Genomic DNA, 20370 nt, shown 5'->3' on the forward strand with positions numbered 1-20370 from the left:
TTTGATTATTATTTCGTCGACTCGAACGCCTTGTAAGCAGTCGCTACGGTTAACGATGATTATGCGATGAGTATAACAAATAGAGCCTCTATTTATACGCAATATTACTTGATTATTGCAGTGAATAATTGAGTGGAAATCCGCCATCTAAATTATAGTATGACATTTTGTTAAGGTGTGATATAACGTTTTTAAGTCAATTGTTAGTATGCAATCTAATGATTAATTTTGCTTGTTTATATCGTCAAATCCCAACTATAGGGACCAAAAGCCGGAAGCTTAGATGTGAAGTGGATTCATAAAATTGTTATCTTTCTAGTTATCGCAACACTTGCCATTGTGCAGTATTACCAGGTAAGTGGAAATCGTGTGATAACAACAATTACTCCTGAACAATATGAATTTATCGCGACCAGCGATCAAGTTGATAGAGGAGTCAGTACCTCCCAATTGTCCTATGAAAATGGGCAGTATATTCTCGATTGTGAGCTTAAAAAATCCGAATATCCTTGGCCTTATTGTGGGCTATCGATTCGTATTAGCCCAGACATAACCACTGGCCTTGACCTTTCGCAGTACCACACCTTTAGAGTCAATATTGATTACCATGCGAAGGCTGATTCTAGTGGTCGTCTGAGAACGTACCTACGTAATTACAATCCTGCTTATTCGGTTCCCGATGATGAGTACACACATAAGTACAATGGGATGGAGTTCTCTCCAGGAATCGATGGTGGCGTGATCGAGATCCCGATCAAAAACTTGCAAGTCATGACGTGGTGGTTAGCGGATAACGAGGTTGCGTTAGAGCATTCAGCCCCCGAGTTTTCAAATGTGAACATGGTTGAGTTTGCTACTGCTTCTGGTGCTAAATTAGGTCACCATCGGATAATTATTCGAAGTATTGAGTTTGAGGGTTCGTATATTTCGGCTGAAAGTCTGTTCCTGATTTTGCTGTTTATCTGGGTGGGTACCGGCACTGTGTTTCTGCTTTCAGAATTACACCGCTCAAGAAAACGTATCGCGATCGCTGAAAAAAGACACCATCACTTAAAAAACGTCAATCGGGCATTGAGAGAGCAAAACTTCGAGTTTTCTGAAAAGGCTCATCGTGATGAATTGACAGGGATACTTAACCGACACGCGATTCGTGATTGGTTGAAAATGCAGTCGCAACAGGTGAAGCAAGGCCACGGCAAGTTAAGTATGATCTACCTGGACATTGACTACTTTAAAAGTGTGAATGACAAATACGGACACCTGATGGGTGATCATATCTTGCGTGAATTCAGTATGGTGGTTGGCAGCTCTATCAGTGCGACGGACAAACTTGTACGTTGGGGTGGTGAAGAGTTTATTGTTTTTTGCCCTGAAACCGAAGCTGGCGAAGCGCAGAGAAAGGCAGAGAAAATCCGACTTTTGGTTAGCCAACATCTTTGGATTCATGGGGATTCTCTCACTTGCAGTATCGGCATTGCCGAGATGAAACAAGAGCGGGTGACAGAGACCATTGCCCGCGCTGATGAAGCCTTATATCAAGCGAAGCATTCAGGGCGAAATCAGGTGATCTTGAGCCACTAATCGGAAGTAGAGTTTATTGGTTTATAAGCCACACGTGCATATGTGACGTGTGGCGTTTTTATGGTTCTTATCCCAATAGCCAAAACAAAAAAGGTGGCGCGGGGCCACCAAAAGGGAAAAGCGTTTCTTGTTTGTATGTGCCCGTTTAGCTGGTTTTGTTAGTTAAACTGATCTTGCTAGTTAAACGGATCTTGTTAGCAGAGCGGGCATTTTTGTACTGGTTGAGCCGGGGGAAGCTGCAACCAGATTTTTTTTGAGAAGGGGCATTCCTATAAGCACTTGTCTATAAACATACGTCTATAGGACATTAGTGTTTACCAGAAAATCCAAGCGAACAGAGTCAGAACTAGGATACAAACTAGGTTCAACACCATACCTACTCGCATCATTTCTTTTTGTTTGATATGACCAGAGCCAAATACAATCGCATTAGGTGGTGTCGCGACTGGTAGCATGAAGGCACAAGATGCGGCAATCGCAATCAGTGCAGATAAGATAACAGGTGACATACCCAGCGCTTCAGCAATGGTTGCAAATACAGGGACAAGCAATGCCGCACTCGCTGTGTTACTCGCAAACTCCGTTAGGAATACCACGAACGCTACTACGGCTAGAATCGTAAGAAGTATACCTGCTGTTTCTAAAAATCCGCTTAGTGAGTGTGCTAGGAATACGCTGGTTCCGGTCGCTTTCAGAATGTTACTTAAACAGATACCACCACCGAACAGGATAAGTACACCCCAATCCGTTGTCTTCTCAACGTCTTTCCATTCCACGGCTCTAGAAGCGCCAAGCAGTACAATGGCGCCAATCGCTACCAAACTATCAAACTTAGAGAACCCGCCAATCATTGCGTTGATCGGCTTGCCGAATATCCAAAGCGTTACGGTTAAAAGGAAGATAGACAGTGTGATTTTCTTGCTGTTTGTCCACTCGACAGGTGCATGGTCTAGCTCGAATTTGTGGTCAAGTTTTGGCTTAGTCATCACGTACAAAATAATCATCGTGATTGGCAGTAAGATCATCGAGATAGGTAGCCCAAGTGCCATCCACTCTGTGAAGCTCAAGCCAACTTCTGCGGCAGCAATGGCGTTTGGCGGGCTACCTACTAAAGTTGCGATACCACCGATTGAAGCACAGTAAGCGATGCCTAGTAGCACAAATACATAGGTGTTACGGTCTTCACTTTGGTCAACTTTGTTCATGATGCCTAGTACAAGAGGGAGCATCATTGCTGTGGTGGCTGTGTTTGAGATCCACATGGATAAACCCGCACTCACACCGAACAACATGAACACGGCTACCGACATTCTGCCTTTTGCTATGAGCAATACTTTGTCAGCTATCGCTTTATCCAGCTCTTGCTTGTTCAGTGCGGCTGCCAACGCGAATCCGCCCATGAATAAGAATATGATGGGATTCGAAAAGTTAGCCAGTGCTGCGGGCGTGTTGAATACACCAAACAAGACAGCCAATAGGGGAACGAGCAAAGCGGTGATGCTGACGTGGATAGCTTCTGTTAACCATAGAATGGCAACGAACACGAGAATACTTAAACCCGTATTCACTTGCGCTTCGAATGGCAGGGAATTGAGCAAAACTGCAAATAGCGTGAAATTACCAATTAATATCATGCTGTTGCGGGTAAACAACCAGTGTTTCAGTGTAGTAACAAGTGCCGTCATAAGACGCTCCTTTTGTTTATCCTCGTTTTATTGGTGCACGACTTCGTTGAGCGGTGCTTATTATTTTCGAGGTATATAGACTTGATGTAGGGTCAGACTTTGTTGGGAGAATGTTACTCAAGTTAATAAAGGAGTGTTGGTGTGTTTTTGCTTAACAATGGGGAAGTGTGAGGCAACAAATTCAAAATGTGTAGTTTTCTACACATCGGTCTCTGCTGGTTCTAAAATAGGGCTTACTGAAGGAGTTGCAATCGGATTTTCAGTAGGGTTTGTATTGGGGTCTGCTATAGGATTTACATTGGGGTCCGTAATAGGGCTAGGAATCGGCAATGATTCTGGTTTTGGACTGGGTTGGATCGGCTCTTTAGGGCCAAGGAATTTTGGCGTAGTACCAATAATATACAGATCAAGAAACGCTTTGGTACGTGCAAACACTTCACGTAAACGTATTGAGGTTCCTGAATGATGGGTTGGTCCTGAAACCGCCAAACACTGCGCATTAATATCGTAAAAGTTAGCGATAAATAGCGCTCTTTCACAGTGGAACTTCTGAGTGATGATTAGGAAGTTATCGGTATCGAATATCTTTTTGGCGCGAACAATCGAATCTAGGGTTCTGAACCCCGCATAATCTAGATTGATGCGTTCATCGGGGACGCCCGCTTTTAACAAGTCGCGTTTCATCGTCCACGGCTCATTGTAAGAGCGATGAGCGTTATCGCCACTCAGTAGAAATTGGTCTACCTTTTCACGATCGAACAGCTCAATTGCCGCTTCGATTCGGTGCTTATAATAGTCGTTGAGTGTTCTACCTAAATATTTGCTTGTGCCAAGCACTACGGCGACCTCAAGCTCGGGCACTTCATCTATATCGTAGATGATGCGATCTTCTGCTTGCCATGAAACCCAATAATCGATCGCAATAACCGCAGCGCTGCCTATTAAGAACACGAGGAAAGCGCCAAACAGAAAACCTTGCAGTTTTTTGTAAGCTTTTAATAAGTGGCTACGGAAAATGTGAGAATCAAATTTCACTCTCGGTATGGTCCTTTGACTGAGCAATAATTTTTGAGTGCTCGATAATACCAAATAAAAATGAGAAAAATCAGTTAAAAAGACAAGACAGTGTAAAGAAAAAAGCCCCCGCAGTTGCAGAGGCTCTTGTAAGAGTAGTTAACGCTCTTTATTCCAAGCGCAGCACGTTTATTAGAATGCAGTACGCTTGTAGCGACGGTAAACCGGCTGCCAGAAGTGCTGGTCAATCGCTTGTTGTAGTGCTTCTTCAGTGATCTCTAGAGCAACACCTTGCTCAATCGCTTTTTTACCAACGGCAAAAGCAATCTTTTTAGATACGGTGTGGATCTCTTCCAATGGTGGAAGTAGAGCACCTGAGCCATTGATAGCAAGTGGGGAGCACGTTGCAAGTGCTCGGCTTGATTCCATTAGCATTTCGTCAGTGATGCGTGAAGCATTCACAGCCAATACACCAAGGCCAATACCTGGGAAGATGTAGCTGTTATTACACTGAGCGATTGGGTAAGTGGTGCCGTTGTGAACCACTGGCTCAAACGGGCTACCTGTCGCAACAAGCGCTTGGCCGTCAGTCCAACGAATAATGTCATTTGGTGTTGCTTCAACACGGCTTGTTGGGTTTGACAGTGGGAACACGATAGGGCGTTCGCAGTGAAGGTTCATCTCTTTGATGACTTCTTTGCTGAACAGACCCGGCGCACCAGATACACCAACTAATACTGTTGGTTTCGCGTGGCGAACAACGTCTAGTAGAGAGAAACCAGTGCCGTCGCTTTCCCAATCTTTGGTGTTCGCGTTGGTTTGAACTAGACGCTGTTGGAAATCAAGCAGGTTTTGCATGCCTTCCTGTAGCAGACCCCAACGGTCAACCATGTAAACTTGAGAGCGAGCTTGTGCATCGCTGATACCTTCAGACACCATTTGAGCAATGATAGCTTCAGCAATACCACAACCTGCTGAACCCGCACCTAAGAAGGTGATACGTTGATCTGACAGTTTGCTGTTCGCTGCTTTACATGCTGCAAGTAGAGAACCAACCGTTACGGCAGCTGTACCTTGGATGTCATCGTTGAAACAACAGATGCGATCTTTGTAGCGCTCAAGCAGTGGCATTGCGTTCTTTTGTGCGAAATCTTCGAACTGAACTAATGCATCAGGCCAACGGCGTTGAACCGCTTGGATGAACTCTTCAACGAATGCATCGTAGTCAGCACCCGTAATACGAGGATGGCGCCAGCCCATGTACATAGGGTCAGCAAGACGTTGAGGGTTGTTGGTACCCACATCGAGCACGATTGGTAGCATGTAAGCTGGGCTAATACCACCACAAGCTGTGTACAGTGCTAGCTTACCAATTGGAATACCCATACCACCGATGCCTTGGTCTCCCAAACCAAGAATACGCTCACCATCCGTAACCACGATAACTTTAACGTTGTGGTTTGTCGCATTATTCAGTAGATCATCGATACGATCGCGGTTCGGGTATGAGATAAACAGACCACGGCCACGACGGTAAATATTTGAGAAGTTCTCACATGCTGCGCCAACCGTTGGCGTGTAAATGATAGGCATCATTTCAGAGATGTGGTTTTGAACTAAACGATAAAAAAGCGTTTCATTAGTGTCTTGGATGTTACGAAGGTAGATATGCTTATCCATATCACTTTCGAAGTTACAATATTGCTTGTATGCACGTCCTACTTGCTCTTGGATTGTTTCGGTTGTTTCCGGTAACAAGCCTTCAAGGTTGAAAGAACTGCGCTCTTCAGCAGAGAATGCGCTGCCTTTGTTTAGAAGAGGGGTACTTAGTAGAGCAGGACCAGCATAAGGGATATATAGAGGGCGTTTATCGTTGTTCATTAGATGCCTAATATGGGAGAAAGGGTAACCGAAAAATGATAACGGTTTAGTTATTCAATTGTAAATAGTTTACCTCCGATCTTTGCAAACAAAATGATATTCTTACCCATGTCCCACACTTATCGAATTTTAGCACCATAATTCGTTATACTTTGCTCACACTTTTTCGCGACGCCTCCTTTTTATGTCATTACTTCCCATCGATGCTTATCAAAACGTATTTCACGAACAAATCGCTAATTCTCACCTAGTAGTAGAAGCTGAAACCGGGTCGGGTAAATCAACGCGCTTGCCAATTTGGGCTTGCCAACATGGGCGAGTGCTGGTGGTTGAACCAAGACGAATAGCTTGTACCTCATTAGCTAAATATCTCGCGCTACAATCGGGCGAGAAGCTTGGTGACAAAATTGGTTATGCGATCAAACTTGAGTCTGAATACAACGAGAAAACTAACGTCGTTTTTGTGACGCCCGGTATCGCGCTGCGTTGGTTATCTGAAGATGGACTCGCTGGCTTTGATGTCATCGTTGTCGATGAATTTCACGAAAGGCGTTGGGATATCGATTTGCTGGTGGCGATTCTGAAACAAAAAGCGAGCCATCGCTTGGTGATCACATCTGCAACCATCGAAGGGGAACGTCTTGCTCATTATTTGGATGCGAATCGAATAAGCTGTGAAGGGCGAACTTATCAAGTTGAGATTGAGCACAGAGCGAGCGAATCCAGAACACTGCCTGATAGTCGACATCTAGAGCAGCGCATTACGGAAGAAGTTAATCATCAGCTGATCGCTTCTTCTGGTGACATGTTGGTTTTTCTGCCGGGTAAAAAAGAGATCGTGCAATGTGAACAAGCCTTGGCGAAAAATCCTGATATCCAAGTGGTGAAATTGCATGCGTCAGTCAGTGATAAGGAGCGAGATTTAGCGTTATCGGGTCGTAATATCGATATCAATGCTAACGGTTATGGCCTGAGAAAGGTCATTCTTGCAACCAACGTGGCAGAAACCTCATTAACCATTCCCGATATTGGTGTGGTGATAGATTCAGGATTAGAAAGACGCACCGTTCAACGAAACGGTAGAACGACTCTGATGCTTAAATCCATATCACGAGCCAGTGCCAAGCAACGAGCTGGCCGTGCGGGTAGGGTAATGGACGGCGCTTGTGTGCGTCTGTATGGTGAGCATGCGGCGTTAGAGTTAGTCACACCGCCTGAATTGCAGCGTGAAGAGCTGATCTCACCGATGTTGGCCGCGGCCTGTTGTGGTGCTCCGCTTGAGAGCTTGTCTTTCCTTGATCCTATTCCTGAAAAATCACTAAACAGTGCTACTCAAACCTTGCTGACGATGGAAGCGATTAAAGCCGACCATCAAATTACCGAGCATGGCAAAAAGCTGTATCCGCTGCCGATTGATGCTTTGTATGCCGATATCGTTACTCGAATCAAAACCAAAGCATTAAAAGAAGCGATGGTCGATCTCACAGCTGCGTTGTCCGTTCCGGCTCGCTTGTATCAGTTACCGAACAATGCAGAACATTTGGAAGCACTCGCTCAGCAAGAAAAGGAAGGGTGTGATCTAAGCCTGTTGATTCAGATCGTTCGCGGTCGCGAGTATCCAAATCTAGAAATCGATCAGCAGGCATTGAATGAAGCACAGGGACTGGCTAAGCAAATGCGTGAGGTGTTTGAACTTCCTCAATTAGAAGTCGCGTCCCGTTTCCAGCGTATTGAACTGCTTAACACTATTGTTCAACTTCACCCTGAACTGGTGTTCGTACGCAGACTGAAACGAAAAGAAGCCTTTGCTAATGGAGTTTTAGAGGTAGTACTCGGCCGTCAGAATCGTTTCCCTGATAATGAACAAGCGATGTTGGTGCTTGATACCCATAGTTTGCCGGGAAGAGGCGTTAAGCAAACACTGACCTTAGCGACGGTCACTGCACCTATTCCTTTGGATCTTATGATTGAAGCGGAGATGGGAGAGTGGCAACAAGGTGAAACCGTGGTCAATGATGATGGCGTTTTTGCTGAGATGACATTGGTGTACGCTGGCCGCACGATCACGACCAAGCTCGTGGCAGCGGAAGGGCAACTATCGTTAAAGCCGATCGTCGATCTTGTATCGAATGGGGTTCAACTTCCGGGTTTTGCACAAGCTCGCACTCAACAAATCAAACATTGGCAGCTGTATGTGAAACTCGGTCTCGATGAACAAACCCAATACACACCAGAAATTGAGAACATTAACTTTGAGCTATGGTTGATAGAGCAGCTTGAGGTGCTAGGAGTTACTGATGTGAGCGAATTGGAAATGTTCGACCATGCAGACATACCTTTCGATGGGATTCCAAGTTGGTTCTATTCAGAGTTCTCTGAAAAATACCCGTTTGCACTGAGCCTTGCCGACTTACAACTTGATGTAGAATACTTGCCCGCACGCAAGCTGATTTACGTTCACTATCAATCGGGTAGCCGAAAGTTATCACCAAAACGCTGGGAGCTCCCTACATGGTCTGGCTGGCGTATCCAGTACAAAAAAGCGAGTCGGATAATTGATATCAAATAGATGGATTAGTTTTATCTCTAAAATATTAATCAAATAGGTGCATATATGTTTTTTCAGTACTTATTTTGTTACAAGTTTGATTTTTATATGCCTTTTTAACCAATCAAAAGGTCATAAAAGACTATTCTTCTATATCCTATTGCTATAAAGAAAGAGTTGATAGATATTGAGTATATTGTGTTGTCAAAGTGTCGGGGGACATCATGGATAAACAGACAGAGACGCGTGTAGAGTTTGATTACACAACATTTCTTGGCGCCTCATGCAGTAAAAAATGGACTTTTCTGGAAGCACTAACCACGATTGCGCCAGTATTTAGTACCGTCTGGCGAGATAGCATTAAAGAGCTAGCCAGCCCTGAAGATCGTTTATGGCAGATGGCATTGAAATCGATGTCGACGCGTAAAAGTGATGAGTCAAACATTGTTACCTTACTCAAGCTAGCCAAGCTAGAGGGGATCAATGAACTCAAAGTTGCTATGCCATATTCTCTTGAAGAAGAGCAGATCGAGTACATTGAATCGCGCAGTCATTTGGTGATTGCCGAGAATACTGGAGAAGAGTTTACTATTAAGCTTTAATCTATCAGTATTGCTTAGAGCTTAGAGCTTAGAGCTTAGAGCTTAGAGCTTAGAGCTTAGGAGCGAGCTCAAAGAATATTAAAAATCGCACACGAAAAAGGGCCTCAATAATGATGAGGCCCTTTTAGTATCTGGAACTTGTGTTTACGAGCTTACTCGCTTTCTAGAATGCAATCAGTCAACTAGACCATAGTCAGCACGCAATACATCGATGATCTCTTGCTTAGGATTCTCACTCAGTACGATTTCCGCACCTGTAATCTTCGCCGCGATATCAAGATAAGTACGTGACAGAGACATTAATGAATCCAATGGAAGTTCATTGTCACGAGCTAACGCTTCACGCTCTGGCATACGCTCTTTGTTCAAAAGAATGTCCGGATCAGGGAAGTAGTTAAGTAGGAACTGGCGGAAACCTTCTTTTGAATTCTCAACGATGTTGCCGTTATTGTATTCCTGAGTATCCCAAATGCGAGATGAATCTGGAGTACCGACTTCATCCATGTAGATAAGCTTTTCATTACCTTGAGCATCGTTGACGTAACCAAATTCAAATTTCGTATCGACAAAGGTTTGATCGACTTTTGCTAGCGCTTGGCTAATTACGTTGAAGCCTTCTTTTAGAAGTTTCTCGTAATGCGCAATGTCACTTGCTTGAGTAAAGTTGAACGCTGCGAAGTTATCTTCGATGTTGTTACGTGTGATGTTCACATCATCAGCTTCTGGAACGCCAGGAATACCTTTCAAAATCCCTTTTGTAGAAGGTGTGATCAGTAGCTCAGGCAATTTCTTGTCTTTCTCAAGGCCTTCTGGCATCTCGATACCACAGAATTCGCGTTCGCCGTTTTCGTATGCACGCCACATTGAACCTGTGATGTATTGACGACAAATCGCTTCGATCATGACTGGGCGAGCTTTTTGTACAATCCATACGAATGGATGAGGGATATCAAGAATATGACTGTCAGCAAGGCCGTTGTCTTTAAACAATTTGAACCAGTGGTTAGAGATAGCATTCAGAGCCGCTCCTTTACCTGGGACACCTTTTAGATTCCCTTCACCACGCCAGATACAATCAAATGCAGAGATACGGTCACTGATCACCATGATTGCTAATGGCGCATCTGGTGCTACATCGTAGCCTTTCTCTTTAATTAGTCGTTGGCTATCTTCTTCAGTTAACCAGTAGACCGAACGAACCTTGCCACTGTGGACAGGTTTATCAGTACGGATTGGTAGGTCATCATTTACGGCAAGAACTTGATCAGCAAGGCTCATTTAGACATTCCTATCTTTTATCAAACGTCATACAGAGAAGTGCGGTGTGCACATGATTAGACGGGCATTATACCCAATCTACTATTTGCTTCCAGAGAAAAAGCAAACGATTGCTAAATCTATTGATCAAATAAAAACCCCCGCCTAACTATTCGCTAGAAAATTGGCGAATTGTAGGCAGGGGAAGGCAGTATATTTGGACTGTGTTTTGGAGCCATGCTGTCAAGTTAACTTAAGTTTGCTAGCCAAAATGTTATTAAGTCAGGCGGTCTAGTGAATACGCTCTGAATTGGCATCAATAAAGAAGACTTCGCACTGAAAGCGCATTCCTAATGTTCTTAGGTATTGCTGACTGAATTGATCAATCGAAGCACTCGCAACAATCGCGCTCGCATTCTTAGATCGAATGGCTTTCTCGACGGTTTCTACTTCTGTCATTTGATTAGAGGCTTTCATGTGAATAACACGATCACAGCAAACATTATGTTGCTGCAGTTGTTTAGCCGATGGTCTTGGTGTTTGAGCCGTAAACAGTAACCACTGATGTTGATTGGACAGCAACGCCATTTTGGCAAACAACGCTTCTTCGTTTGAACTTTTTGTGTCACGAGAGACGGATGTAAATGCGCAGTGAGTTAGCGGGCTAGAGTGTTGTGCTTTAACGTGTGCTGGAATCATTTTGCTGTCCTTATATACATGCTGTATGTGTATACAGTAGTTTTTGTTGCTTATAAGATCAAGCGTTTTTTGAGGGATTATTGGCCGATCTTGCTTGGTTGGGTAAGTGGTTTTTATTTAAGCTGTTGAAAATATGGTAAAAATTAAATTTGAATGAATTTGTTGTTTTGTCTCATAAGTTGAAGAAATGTGAGCTTTATACAGGTGTATACAGTGGGTTTGACAGAAAAGTACTGTATACACCTGTATAGAAGATAAGAAGATAAGAAGATAAGAAGATAAGAAGATAAGAAGATAAGAAGATAAGAAGATAAGAAGATAAGAAGATAAATCTCAGATACAAAAAAAGCGCCTTAGGCGCTTTCTTATATTTCAACGGTGTTGCTTATCTCAATGTCGCTTGGGAGAGTTTTGCTCTCATTTCCATTTCACCAATATTGAACTGGCGAACATCAATGGTGGCCATATCATTGCACTCTTGACATGCATGATGACACTTACCATCTAGGTAGTCGTGCTTTTTAACTAGGCTTGGCTTTTTGCACCAATCACAAACGCCTTCTATTGTGAACATATTCTCTCCTCACCTGTTTAAGTCAGGTGTATTTTCGGCGCAAATTATGACACAAGTAAGACTCATTAGTTAATAGTTTGTTACCTGTTTTTGAGAGGGGGATCGATTGCAGTACTAATAAAATCGATATCTTTGCGACTTTGGAAATCGAGTTTGCTTGGTTGTTTACGTTTTTGTAACACTCTTAAGGATGGTTTTTAGCGAATTGTTCAAACGTTTCATCTCTTCGTCACACCCGTAACCATCTGGGTGGTAGATTTTGGATAGCTGTTTATATCGAATTTTAATGCTTTTTTGATTCGGAATTGAGCTAGGTGTATACCCAAATAGAGCGCAGGCTACTTGTAAATTGTTCAGGCTGTTGTCATTTTTCTGTTTTTTTAACTCATGGAATATCGTGTGCAGCTGACGTTTCTGCTGCTTAATAGTGAAGTCCTTCGAGCTAAGCTGTGCTTCAAGTGTCTGCTTTTGTTGCCCCAATTCACCCGATTTTAGAGCGTGTCTTCTTTTTGATATCACCAGAGTCATGATAATGCTGACAATTGAAATCAACACGGCTAAGGCTGTGCCAATTAGATAGTCTGAATACGTTAGGTTAGAACGTGTTACCTGCTCTCTAGAGGGCAGATAAGAAGGGGATCTACTTGCTCGCTCTGGATTAGATAGCCTCTGATTCGTGCTGCTTTCAGCAATGACGTTGTCATTGAGCTTCTCAATCGAAGAGATCTGCTTGGCACGTTGCTGGTTGAATTGCGCTTCCAGAATACGGTTATAGCCATCTTCGGCTGTTGGATTGTTTTTTAAGGCCGCTTCATACCATAGCTGTGCTTCATCTAATGGTTTTAGGAGTTCTTCCTCAAGTGAGGATTCGTAGAGCTTTGCGACTTCGATAGGCGCGCGTTGGTTACCTTGTAAGGCTGATTTAATAAACCATTCTAAAGCTAGCTTGTTGCTTTGCTCTACACCTGATCCTGCCAAGTACCATTCACCCAGCCTAAATTGCGCATCTGCATTGCCGTTTTCTGCGGATTGCGAGTACCAATAAAATGCATCGTTGGTGCTCAAAGGGACATCATTACCTGATTCATAAGCTTGAGCTAGTTGGTATTGAGAAACTGGACCTTGAGGTTGAGATTCTATCGAGAATGCAACGTTGCTTTCTGCATGAACGACGTGTGCAGTAGAGAACTGTATTGTAGAAAAGATGAGGGCAAAAAATAGAGTTCTGAGAATTGATGATGGCAGAAAGTTGGATAGGATAAACAATAGATAAGTCTCGTAAAAAAGCCCAGAGTTGGTATATCAGTATGAATACGATTTACGGTTGTTAGTTAGTCGTGTGACTTTGAACAAGCAACACGACGATAAGCAACTATATAGAGGTTAATTCAATAGATAAAGACGAACTGGGCTTTAATCGTGCTACTTAAGCGGCAAGATTTGAATTTCTACGCGACGGTTACAAGCGCGACCTTGAGAGGTGTTGTTGTCACATAGAGGGTAACGTTCACCGTTACCACGAGCAATGGCACGGCCTGCAGCAACGTCTTGAGAGATCAAGAATGCACGAACCGATTCAGCACGACGCTCAGAAAGAACTTGGTTAGAAGACTCGCTGCCCGTGCTGTCAGTGTGACCTTCGATCACTAGGCTAGTGTCTGGGTATTCAACTAAGATGCGCGCAACGCCGCGAAGTGTTTTGTGGATGCTTGATTCTAAAGCGTAAGAACCAGAATCGAAACCAATGCCGTTCTCTAGGCGAAGTAGAAGTTGGTTCTCACCAACACGCTCTACTTGAACGCCTGAGTTCATGAGTTCTTCACGAAGTGCAGCTTCTTGCTGGTCAAAGTAGTAACCGATACCACCGCCAACTGCGGCGCCACCTGCTGCGCCGATGAGTGCACGCTTACGACGGTCTTTAGAGTCGTCACCCGTAGCAGCACCAGCAACAGCGCCGGCGATTGCACCAATTAAAGCGCCTTGAGTTGCGGAATTAGTCTCAGATTCGCCGGTTGTCGCGTTTTGGCGTTGTGTCGCTTGACAGCCCGTTAGAGCAACAGTGAGTGCCAGGGCTAGTGTGATTTTTTTCAACGTATTTCTCCATCATGTACTTCTGTCAAACGCATGAATTACGAAAGACAACAATAAGTCCTATTGGTGGTTTTTATCAATACGCTGAAGCAATGTAAAGTGGCTCTATGATTTAGTTATCTTTTTAACGGCTTGAGTTCCGCCAACTGGTCGATTTACAGACAGTTTTCGACCTTTCTTCAAACCAACTTCATAGTCTGCGGTGAGGTTTTTCATCGCTTCTCTGAGTTGTTGTTTGAACGTTTCGCGGTCGATGTTTTGGAACTCTTTATCAATGTAGTTATTGATCTTGTTGTTTGACTCGTCGTCTGGGGTGATAACAGGCAGTTTTTCAAGTGCACCTTCTACCCAACCCGAAACGTAAGAGTTTACGCGACGTGTTACTTCTAGTGTCCCTGTTCCCGAGCCCGCAAAACTGTTTCTGAATTGGCCAGTGTGCTCATTCAGTTCGCGATAAATAATATCGAACGCAAAAGCCGCGAAGATAGCGCGATCGGCTTCACCAATGAATTCAACGCGTTTAAGGCCTTTGTGATTCAGTAACACGGCTTCTACGCCAAACTTGGTGTTAATACCACGAATAACACGCAGCAGTGTAGAGCTGATATTTGCAGGTAACAGGTGACTGGATTGAGTTTTTCCCATCTTGATAAATTCAATATCGTCCTTTTCGAGACCATATTTCAGCATCAAGTTATGCGCCATTTTTATCGCATTGGCAGCTTCATTGACGTTCGCAGAGTTTCCAAGCTCAAGACACTTGGCAATTTTCTTTAGGGCTTTTTTCTTATCCATCGACAACTTAATCATTACCGCAAATTTTTAAAAGTCCAACATTTTACATGTTTTGGCGAGTAACAGCAAAGTCAAAAGTCATTTGTAGGAATGTGGTGAACGATTATGGAAGATAAGGACATAGGAAGGAAGCGGCGGGTCCCGGACAAAACAAAACGCCATCAAGAGGATTGATGGCGTTAGTGACACGATTTTCTTGATTAACTAGAGTATTTGTAACCTAGATTCCAAGTTCATCGAGTAAATCAGCTGCAGAATCGTTGCCTGAACTTTGCTCTGGCTGCTTTGGTTCTTGCATTTTTTTCTGAGTCGCTTCAAGAATGCTGTCTGGACATTCGTCTTCAGCGATTTCGAATTCTTCCAATTGGATGAATTCTGTTTTGTCCATTGCAAGCTCAAGGTAGAAAATGTTGTTGTCGGCAGTAGAGAAAGTAACACGACGAGCTTGCGGGCGATCTAAGTTAGTATCAACAGAAAGGTTCACTTGCTTGTTCAATGCCAGCATTTTCGGTTGGTTTTGTGTGATGTTAGTCTGCAGTTCTTTACGGATTTTGTTGGTAAAGTCGCCAACCAACTGGTTCATCAACTCACCTAATACATCACCTACTTCGTCTGAAGTATGAAGTACAGCGAGTTCGTCTTCAGGCATGCCCATATTACGCATGTAATTTGTGTAGATCTCTAGCGCTGCTTTCGACGTAAAATTGATCACAACAAGACCTGAAAACCCGCCGTCGAACAAGACGAAACAACCAAAATCTGGCTTAAGACTTGTCTTGTTGATCTTTTGAACCATGGCTGAGTAGGACACCTGTGAAGCCGTCGCTGAAGTAAGTACGTTTGAGACTGATTGGCATAGCTTAAGAAGAATATCTTCAGTTGTGACTGTTTTGCTTTTTTTCATTGTTATTTGCTCATGGAGATGTCGTAAAAAAGTTATCTACTATCTTACTACTGAATTAAGACGAAAGTGACTATTTCTCCATTCTTGCACCGAGATTCTTATTTGATCACCTTTTTATATGATCTTAATAGTAGTAAAGTGACGAAATTCAAAGAAAAATATTAAAAATCTCAGATAACCCAATGCTGATAGGATCAGCGAAGTAGGGGCAGGAAGCAAATGTTACCAAGACTTCAACTCAATGCTGATGTCGATCCAGTAGTCGTACGCTTTTTAGATGAACTAAAAACAGCGGGCTTTACTGGCGACATTGAATCTCAATATTCTAGCCGTTTGGCTGTGGCGACTGATAACAGTGTCTATCAGCAATTGCCGCAGGCAGTTATTCTCCCTAAAACAACCCAAGACGTTGTGCTGCTCGGTAAAGTGGGTGCAAAATCTGCTTACGAACGCGTGACCTTTTCCCCTCGTGGCGGTGGTACCGGTACTAACGGACAGTCTTTAACAAAAGGCGTCGTGGTTGACCTGTCTCGTTATATGAACAAGGTTCTTGAGATTAACGAGCAAGAAGGCTGGGTAAGAGTTCAGTCAGGTATCGTTAAAGACCAATTGAACGATGCTGTGCGTCCGTATGGTTACTTTTTCTCTCCAGACCTTTCTACCAGTAACCGAGCAACCTTAGGTGGCATGATCAATACCGATGCTTCGGGCCAAGGGTCATTGAAGTACGGTAAAACGTCTGACCATGTGTTGTCGCTGCAAGCGGTCTTCGCAGATGGTTCATGTCTCGAATCCGATTTATCACACGGCTTACCTGCTGAAGGTGAATTTGCTCACCATGCCCTTGCAGTAACTGAAGCCGTTTGTCGAGATAAGCGCGCTCAAATTCTTAATAAATTCCCACCATTGAACCGCTTCTTAACTGGTTACGATTTAAAGAACGCAATCAACGAAGAAGACGATAGCTTTGACCTGACTCGTGTTCTATGTGGTGCAGAAGGTTCATTAGCATTCATCACTGAAGCAAAGCTGAACCTCACGCCGATTCCAAAAGCACGAACGTTGGTTAACGTGAAATACAATACGTTCGATTCTGCACTGCGTAATGCGCCGTTCATGGTAGAAGCGAAAGCGCTGTCTGTTGAAACCGTTGACTCAAGAGTATTGAACCTAGCGAAACAAGACATTGTTTGGCACACCGTGAGCGATTTGCTGATGGATGTTCCAAATAAAGAGATGCTTGGCATCAACATGGTTGAGTTTGCAGGCCAAGATGAAGCGGAAGTTGAACAACAAGTTCAAGCGCTGACCGCACAGCTTGAAAGCATGGTAGAAACTGAAGAAGCCGGTGTGATTGGCTTCCAAGTGTGCAGTGATTTGGCGAGCATTGGCCGAATCTACAACATGCGTAAGAAAGCGGTAGGCCTATTAGGTGCGGCGAAAGGCCGAGCTAAGCCAGTCGCTTTTGCTGAAGATACCTGTGTACCACCAGAAAACTTGGCCGACTTCATCTCTGAATTTAGAGTATTACTCGATTCAAAAGAGTTGAACTACGGCATGTTTGGTCACGTGGATGCGGGCGTACTGCACGTTCGTCCTGCTTTAGATTTGTGTGATCCGATGCAAGAAGCATTGATGCATGAAGTCTCTGATGAAGTGGTTAAGCTGGTGGCTAAATACGGCGGCTTGATGTGGGGTGAACACGGTAAAGGCTTCCGTTCTGAGTATGGTCCTGACTTCTTTGGTGAAGAGCTGTTTACCGAATTAAGACGAGTTAAAGCGGCATTTGACCCGCATAACAAGATGAACCCAGGCAAGATCTGTACGCCGTTAGAAAGCGATGCTGAGTTGGTGAAAGTCACTGATACCAAGCGTGGTTTCTACGATCGTCAGATCGACGTACAAGTCCGTGATAGCTTCAAGCAAGCGATGGAATGTAATGGTAACGGCTTGTGTTTCAACTACGATACGAGTTCGCCAATGTGTCCTTCGATGAAAGTCACGGCTGACCGTCGTCATTCACCAAAGGGCCGTGCAGGCTTGGTTCGTGAATGGTTGCGTCAGTTAACGGAACAAGGCGTCGATATTCTCGATTTAGAGCAAGAAGCGCTGAAGGACAATACTCCGATTAAAACCATGGTGGAACGTGTTCGTAACACGATGAACAAACGCCATGAGTACGATTTCTCACATGAAGTTCATGAAGCGATGAACGGTTGTTTGGCGTGTAAAGCGTGTGCGAGCCAGTGTCCTATTAAAGTTGATGTACCAAGTTTCCGTTCTCGATTCTTAAACATCTACTATTCGCGTTACCAGCGCCCAGCAAAAGACTATTTAGTCGCTAACATTGAAACCATGCTGCCGCTGATGGCGAAAGCGCCAAAAGTAGTGAACGCTGCATTGGGTCAAAAGTGGATACAAACGGCAACGGCTAGGACGGTCGGTTATGTTGATGCTCCTTTGATGTCGGTACCTACACTTAAAAATCGTCTGGCGAGCAAAGAGCTGCAACTCTTCGACTTACAGTACTTAGAAGGCTTGTCTTCTGAAGAGAAGAAACAGCATGTGCTGATCGTTCAAGACCCGTTCACTAGCTTTTATGATGCGGAGGTGATTGAAGACTTCGTCACTCTGGCTCAAAAACTTGGTAAAACTCCGGTGTTGCTGCCGTTTAAGCCAAATGGTAAAGCTCTGCACATTAAAGGCTTCTTAAGTCGTTTTGCGCGTGAAGCGAAATCAACATCGGATTTCTTGTCGATGGTGGCGGATATCGGTATTCCTTTGGTGGGTGTGGACCCGGCTCTTGTGCTTTGTTACCGCGATGAATACGTAGAGATCTTAGGTGACAAACGTGGCGACTTTGATGTGCTTACCGTGCATGAATGGTTAATGCCATCGTTAGGTGAGTTCGAAGCACGTTCAGCAAGTGAAGATATGTGGTACTTGTTTGCTCACTGTACTGAGAAAACCAAAATGCCGAACGCTGAAAAAGAGTGGGGCACTATCTTCAAGCACTTTGGTGCTGCGTTAACCAGCGTTCCGGTTGGCTGTTGTGGTATGGCGGGCACCTTCGGGCATGAAGTTGATAAGTTACAAATGTCGAAAGACATATACGGTTTAAGCTGGAAGCCTCAAATGCAGGACTTACCAAAAGATCGTTGTTTGGTGACGGGTTATTCTTGCCGTAGCCAAGTGAAGCGTTTTGAAGGTGAGAAGCTTGCTCACCCATTACAAGCGCTAGCAAAAATTCTTTAATACATTTAGCCCAGCAATTGCTGGGCTTTTTTCTAAACTAACAAAGGAATGTTAATAAGGAAAAGTATGAATTTTCTAGAATTAAAAGTATCACCCGTTGCACTGTTCATTATTGTATTCGTAGCATCATACTTCTGCGCTCAGCAGTTGAGCCAAGGAACATTGGCAATGCCTTATCGAATGGTTGTGCTCGGTATCGGGATTGTCTTGAGTGGTGTTATTGGGATATCAGGCATATGGGAGTTTCGCAAACAGAAAACCACCGTTAATCCGATCAAAGTCGACACCGCTTCTGCAGTTGTGGACAGTGGAATCTTTGGCTACACGCGAAACCCAATGTATCTAGGGCTATTTATCCTACTGTTTTGTTTTGGCTACTTCTTCCAAAACCTGTTCAGTGTCTTACTCAGTTTTGTATTCGTAATCTACATGAATCAGTTCCAAATTAAGCCAGAAGAACGCGCTCTAGAGCAATTATTCGGTGCGGAATATGTTGATTACAAACAAAAGGTTAGGCGCTGGATTTAGTTCTGACTTGAATACAGGCTTGAGTGACTTGATGTCATTAGTCATCGAAATAAAAAAGCCCAGCTTGTGATACCAAGCTGGGCTTTATTGATCTTGTCTCTAGTTATTTACATCAAGTGATGTAAATAAGAGTGCTGATTAAGCGGCAGCTGCGAACTGAGCTAGAAACATCTCTTTACGTTCGTTGAAGCGGTTTACTAGGTCGTCTACAGAAGCTTGGTCGTATGGCTTAAGACCACTTGCTACCATGCGCTTTACGCCTTTACCGACTACTTCACCGTCTTCTTTGAAATCAAAGTTCAGTGTCACGATGCCACGCTTGCCTTCAACATCAAAAGTCGCACCAGAGAATTCAACTTCTGGGTGAGATAGGTCTAGGCGAGTAAATTCAACTTCCATGCTCTCGTAAATCACAAGAGGACGTTGGCAGTTGATCATCATTTGTTGTTCTTCCATAAGAGGAACCATGATGTGTGGGAAGTTCATGCCTGAGAACTTAACGTAGTTTGTTACTACGTGTTCGATGAATGCTTGATCGTGGCTCTTTTCACCTTCACAAGACATGTGTAGGTACTCTTTGCCTTTCTCGTCAACCAGTGAGCTTTCTTTCTCACACTTGTTGTCAACGCTTAGCGCAATACCGTTACCCACCATACCTGAAAAATCAAAACGCATTTTTTGGCTGATGCCTTCTTTTTGCAGAAGTACTGCAAACAAAAGATCGCCAGGCACGCAGAAGCGTTTGTTGTCTTCATCGTGAATTGGGTTGAAGTCAGCGGCTACTTTTTTAGCAAAGTGGCTAGCTTGTTCACGAGTGAATTGAAATTGATTGTCTTCAGTAGAAAAGTAAGGTATCAGAAACATAGTATCGCTATTAGTCATCAAATCTGGCGGGGATTATAGCTAACTAACTTGGTTTTAATGGTCTATCCAGTTTACGAGGGCCGAAAAAGGAG

16 protein-coding genes are annotated in these 20370 nt (G+C 43.8%); 5 read left to right on the top strand and 11 right to left on the bottom strand.

Annotated elements, in window-relative coordinates; genetic code table 11:
• Nucleotides 1–285 precede the first annotated feature (285 nt).
• Complete coding sequence (locus tag AB4513_RS11595; protein WP_102257343.1) at nucleotides 286–1581, top strand: GGDEF domain-containing protein; 1296 nt, start codon at nucleotides 286–288, stop codon at nucleotides 1579–1581.
• 314 nt (nucleotides 1582–1895) lie between these two features.
• Here the strand turns inward: AB4513_RS11595 and AB4513_RS11600 are convergent, their stop codons facing one another.
• The 3 genes from AB4513_RS11600 to AB4513_RS11610 form a co-directional block, all read right to left on the bottom strand.
• The gene (locus AB4513_RS11600) at nucleotides 1896–3266 is read right to left on the bottom strand and encodes a DASS family sodium-coupled anion symporter (RefSeq protein ID WP_009846474.1); all 1371 of its coding nucleotides are present in this window, start codon (nucleotides 3264–3266) and stop codon (nucleotides 1896–1898) included.
• A 198-nt stretch (nucleotides 3267–3464) separates the two neighbouring features.
• Entirely contained in the window at nucleotides 3465–4301 is an 837-nt protein-coding gene (locus tag AB4513_RS11605) for an ElyC/SanA/YdcF family protein (protein ID WP_102257342.1), read from the bottom strand.
• 171 nt (nucleotides 4302–4472) lie between these two features.
• Complete coding sequence (locus tag AB4513_RS11610) at nucleotides 4473–6161, bottom strand: NAD-dependent malic enzyme (RefSeq protein ID WP_009846476.1); 1689 nt, start codon at nucleotides 6159–6161, stop codon at nucleotides 4473–4475.
• 184 nt (nucleotides 6162–6345) lie between these two features.
• Between AB4513_RS11610 and AB4513_RS11615 the strand changes: the two genes are divergently transcribed.
• The gene (locus tag AB4513_RS11615) at nucleotides 6346–8730 is read left to right on the top strand and encodes a helicase-related protein (protein ID WP_009846477.1); all 2385 of its coding nucleotides are present in this window, start codon (nucleotides 6346–6348) and stop codon (nucleotides 8728–8730) included.
• 203 nt (nucleotides 8731–8933) lie between these two features.
• On the top strand, nucleotides 8934–9311 hold the full coding sequence (locus tag AB4513_RS11620) for a hypothetical protein (protein WP_009846478.1): 378 nt from the start codon (nucleotides 8934–8936) through the stop codon (nucleotides 9309–9311).
• Nucleotides 9312–9485: 174 nt separating this feature from the next.
• Here the strand turns inward: AB4513_RS11620 and AB4513_RS11625 are convergent, their stop codons facing one another.
• The 7 genes from AB4513_RS11625 to AB4513_RS11655 all read right to left on the bottom strand — a co-directional run bounded on the left by AB4513_RS11625 (nucleotide 9486) and on the right by AB4513_RS11655 (nucleotide 15631).
• Nucleotides 9486–10589: a phosphoribosylaminoimidazolesuccinocarboxamide synthase gene (locus tag AB4513_RS11625; RefSeq protein WP_009846479.1), complete on the bottom strand. Its 1104-nt coding sequence runs from the start codon at nucleotides 10587–10589 to the stop codon at nucleotides 9486–9488.
• 270 nt (nucleotides 10590–10859) lie between these two features.
• Nucleotides 10860–11267: a SulA-like leucine-rich domain-containing protein gene (locus tag AB4513_RS11630; RefSeq protein WP_009846480.1), complete on the bottom strand. Its 408-nt coding sequence runs from the start codon at nucleotides 11265–11267 to the stop codon at nucleotides 10860–10862.
• A gap of 385 nt (nucleotides 11268–11652) precedes the next feature.
• Nucleotides 11653–11841: a hypothetical protein gene (locus tag AB4513_RS11635; protein WP_048659540.1), complete on the bottom strand. Its 189-nt coding sequence runs from the start codon at nucleotides 11839–11841 to the stop codon at nucleotides 11653–11655.
• 165 nt (nucleotides 11842–12006) lie between these two features.
• A complete protein-coding gene (locus AB4513_RS11640) occupies nucleotides 12007–13107 on the bottom strand; it encodes a tetratricopeptide repeat protein (RefSeq protein WP_009846482.1) in 1101 nt (366 codons plus the stop codon).
• 156 nt (nucleotides 13108–13263) lie between these two features.
• Complete coding sequence (locus AB4513_RS11645; protein ID WP_009846483.1) at nucleotides 13264–13932, bottom strand: OmpA family protein; 669 nt, start codon at nucleotides 13930–13932, stop codon at nucleotides 13264–13266.
• Nucleotides 13933–14037: 105 nt separating this feature from the next.
• Nucleotides 14038–14727 carry a DUF2786 domain-containing protein gene (locus AB4513_RS11650; protein ID WP_009846484.1) on the bottom strand — a complete coding sequence of 230 codons (690 nt, stop codon included), beginning with the start codon at nucleotides 14725–14727 and terminating at the stop codon, nucleotides 14038–14040.
• A gap of 220 nt (nucleotides 14728–14947) precedes the next feature.
• Complete coding sequence (locus AB4513_RS11655; protein ID WP_009846485.1) at nucleotides 14948–15631, bottom strand: DUF3334 family protein; 684 nt, start codon at nucleotides 15629–15631, stop codon at nucleotides 14948–14950.
• A 219-nt stretch (nucleotides 15632–15850) separates the two neighbouring features.
• Here AB4513_RS11655 and AB4513_RS11660 point away from each other — a divergent pair, with 219 nt between their 5' ends.
• Together AB4513_RS11660 and AB4513_RS11665 are read left to right on the top strand one after the other, a co-directional pair.
• Nucleotides 15851–18886, top strand: a complete 3036-nt coding sequence (locus AB4513_RS11660) for an FAD-binding and (Fe-S)-binding domain-containing protein (RefSeq protein WP_009846486.1) — start codon at nucleotides 15851–15853, stop codon at nucleotides 18884–18886.
• 66 nt (nucleotides 18887–18952) lie between these two features.
• Complete coding sequence (locus AB4513_RS11665; RefSeq protein WP_009846487.1) at nucleotides 18953–19414, top strand: isoprenylcysteine carboxylmethyltransferase family protein; 462 nt, start codon at nucleotides 18953–18955, stop codon at nucleotides 19412–19414.
• Nucleotides 19415–19552: 138 nt separating this feature from the next.
• On the opposite strand, the gene AB4513_RS11670 is transcribed toward AB4513_RS11665, so the two are convergent.
• A complete protein-coding gene (locus AB4513_RS11670; RefSeq protein WP_009846488.1) occupies nucleotides 19553–20278 on the bottom strand; it encodes a DUF3581 domain-containing protein in 726 nt (241 codons plus the stop codon).
• Between the last annotated feature and the right edge of the window lie 92 nt (nucleotides 20279–20370).

The sequence above is a fragment of the Vibrio sp. 10N.222.54.E6 genome (assembly GCF_041473955.1).
In the GTDB taxonomy this organism is placed as follows: domain Bacteria; phylum Pseudomonadota; class Gammaproteobacteria; order Enterobacterales; family Vibrionaceae; genus Vibrio; species Vibrio tasmaniensis_A.